General features: G+C 52.9%; 4 protein-coding genes. All 4 read right to left on the bottom strand.

Going from position 1 to position 2,910, the window contains the following annotated elements; all coding sequences use genetic code 11:
- Positions 1 to 1,028, bottom strand: a 1,028-nt coding sequence (locus EBS36_07230; protein NBU32939.1) for a hypothetical protein, incomplete at its 3' end; no start/stop codon positions are given.
- A gap of 3 nt (positions 1,029 to 1,031) precedes the next feature.
- On the bottom strand, positions 1,032 to 1,307 hold the full coding sequence (locus EBS36_07225) for a hypothetical protein (protein ID NBU32938.1): 276 nt from the start codon (positions 1,305 to 1,307) through the stop codon (positions 1,032 to 1,034).
- A 7-nt stretch (positions 1,308 to 1,314) separates the two neighbouring features.
- The gene (locus tag EBS36_07220; protein ID NBU32937.1) at positions 1,315 to 1,677 is read right to left on the bottom strand and encodes a hypothetical protein; all 363 of its coding nucleotides are present in this window, start codon (positions 1,675 to 1,677) and stop codon (positions 1,315 to 1,317) included.
- Positions 1,674 to 2,910 (bottom strand): hypothetical protein (locus EBS36_07215; GenBank protein NBU32936.1); only part of this gene is annotated, 1,237 nt, incomplete at its 5' end. The genes EBS36_07220 and EBS36_07215, both read right to left, overlap by 4 nt.

The raw sequence follows: 2,910 nt of genomic DNA, 5'->3' as shown, positions 1-2,910 counted from the left end.
GTAGATAACGACAGTCCCGCACCAGCCGTGTATGCAGTAGCGCCAGACGAGAACTGCGAGAACACCAAGCTCGTCGAGCCAACCGTAATCGGCAGCGCAGTTGTCTGCACCCAAGAAGTGTTGGTGTTAACCGTCCCGGCAGTAATCAGGAAGTAGTTACCAGCATTGATCTGGTTGTAACCGCTGCCCGACGTATTCATGTCGGTCGCGCGAGTCAGCAGAAATGGGGTAGACCCATCACCAACCGTAGTTACAGTATAAACACCGTTCTGTAGCGAAGACGCTTGATCTTTAACGAGAATTCGGTTTCCAACGCTAGGCGTAACCGAGTCTACCGACAACGCGCCGTTAGCCGTTGCGGTCAGCGTTGCACCAACACCTGCCGTTCCGTTGCTGTACGTTACCGTTGGCAACGCTGCGGTCGTTGCTAAATTACAAGCCGCATGGAACGTCAGACCAACAGCAATTGAGTCAACGTAAGACTTGTTGACTAGATCGTTGGCGCTGCTTGGTGCGGTTGTAATCTGACCAACAGAGGTTGTAAATGTCGTAAACGCGCCCGTGGACGGCGTGGTAGCACCTACGGACGTATTGTTGATCGTGCCGCCAGTAAACGCACCACCTGTTACCGTTTTGCCCGTAAACGTCAGCGCAGAGGGCAGCGATAGCGTAATTGCCGACGATCCGCTAGATGTAATCTCGTTAGCCGTGCCGGTTACGCTTGTAACCGTGGACGTACCAGCCGACGCTGCGGTAATACGTCCATAAGCGTCAACCGTTAGGTTGGTGTTGGTGTAGCTACCGGGGGCAACTGAAGTTGCCGCCAAGCTAATTGTGCCGCTTGTGGTAATCGGGCCACCAGTCAGTCCAGCACCCGTTGCTACGCTAATGACCGAGCCCGAACCGCCGCCACCGATATCGCTAACGGCAACTTGCTTGGTTACACCGCCTTGGACAATGGGGACGACTTCGGTTCCCGCAAGCGGGGTAGTCGCCGCCGGTAGTGCCGTAATCGTGGTATTTGCCATGCTTTACTCGAAAAACACCGTTGCAGTAACGGTTCCGCTGATCACAACATACAGGCCGGAGCTAAAATAAACCCCGCCTTCGTCGCCGGTAAACACATAACTGGTCGCACCAGTTGGCGTAAACACCCCGACAATCGTGTCGGTCGTAGTGGCGGCGGCGCTGTTGTACACCGTAATCGTAGGTGTACTGCTGGCGGCAGATACAAAGATGCCCTTGAGCTTGCCACCCATCGGCTTGACGTTAGCCGATGCCGTTAAATATCTGTACGTCGCGGCCATATTTACCTCACGCCAAGAAGCGTAGTTTGTAGAGGGTTCTCAGATAGACTTCAATGATGTTGTCAATCAACTGCTGCAAAGACATATCAGTCTTGTCGACAACTTCATAACGAGCAGCTTCAATCTCAGCCAACTGAGCTTCCAAGAATTCTATGATGTTAGTCGTTTTCTTGGCTGACATCAACGTAATTGGGCCAATCAGACCGTGCCGGCCCTGATAGGCTTCGGCAAAATCGTCTGCCGCTTCAATGATCAACTCGTAAAACTTCTGCAACGCCTTGTGTTTGCTGTAACTACGGGTGTTCAGGTGTACGCTATGGGATACATCACGCGCTAAGAACAACAGACCTACGAAATCAGCGGCTTTCATTGCATCATCCCTTGCTGTGGTGCGTACTCAGCCGATTCCGGCAGCATCTCGTTTGTTTCCCGTCCGGGCATCTCGCTAACCAGATCGCCACTCGTAATCATACCGTGTAACGTACCCATAACGATGTCTTGAATCTGCTCTTCAGACATACCCGCTTGGACCGCTGCAATACGCTTAGTCTCAGCGTCAAATGCCTTGATCTTAGCCTCGTAGTCTTTGCGCTCCATGTCCTGCGCTTCCATCGACTTGCCGACGTTCTGCAACATCTGGTGCAGTTGATCCAACTCTGCCGCCATCGCTTGCATTTGTTGCTGCGCTGCTTGCAATTGTGGATTATCCTCGGCGTCGCCCATGAGCTTGGGGTCAATCGTTTTGGCAAACCGTTTGGACATTTCCTGTGCGCCAGGCCAATCCATGTTCTTGACGAACAGGTCGCCAGCGACTGACCAAAGTTGTGGATTGCCCTGCAACAGTTGCGCCATCGCCTCAAGAGCCTCTTGGCGCTTGGTCGCGTAGCCAGGGCCAGTAGCAACCACTACGTCGTACTTGCCAACAGACGGGTTGTAGATCTTGTCGATTACAATCCCTTCTTGATTCTGGATCTTACGCACAGGTTCTTGCTGCGTAGGGTCAATCTTGACCATCTTTGTCTCGCCATCAATCCCAATAATTCGGGCGATGCGCTGCGTGTCGTAAATCTTCGGGATAATGTCAATCAACTGCCGTCCAACATAGCGAACAGCCCGCGCCAAGTTGTCTTGGTAGTGATAAGTGCCTACATCGCCCTCACGCTGGCGGGCTAGGATAGCTCTGCCGGAGCGTTCATTAGACGTTTGGCCCAAACTGGCGTTGTACTGCCCGGTAGCAGACTTAATGTCTTCCGACGCACCTAATTTGGCTTGCATCAAGCCAGATGACGCCATTGGAGGTTGTGCGCGTTGCGGTAACGGCAAAATTGCACCCTGGCCGTCCGTTACGTCTGGATTGACCTCCAAATAAGGCCAATTATTCGTGTTTGCGGTCTTCCATTGGGTCTCGTACCCTTCAAACTGACCGCCATAACCAATAAACGGGGCCTTTGGAGCCAGCGCCAGCATCTCTGCCTCTTGGCTAGTCCAATAGTTGTACATCCGTTGGGCATCTTTTGCGTTACGCACCAGCCCACTGATGTAAATGCGGCCTTCAACCTCGTATTCGTTGCCAATCACCCGCACAACAGGGATGCAACTACCG

The sequence above is a fragment of the Actinomycetota bacterium genome, assembly GCA_009923495.1.
Classification (GTDB): domain Bacteria; phylum Actinomycetota; class Actinomycetes; order S36-B12; family UBA5976; genus UBA5976.
This window is presented reverse-complemented; position numbering and strand designations above follow the sequence as displayed.

Bases quoted from the DNA above. Each gene is read 5' to 3' on its own strand.
- EBS36_07225 (NBU32938.1), bottom strand. From the start codon at position 1,307: ATGGCCGCGACGTACAGATATTTAACGGCATCGGCTAACGTCAAGCCG.
- EBS36_07220 (NBU32937.1), bottom strand. From the start codon at position 1,677: ATGAAAGCCGCTGATTTCGTAGGTCTGTTGTTCTTAGCGCGTGATGTA.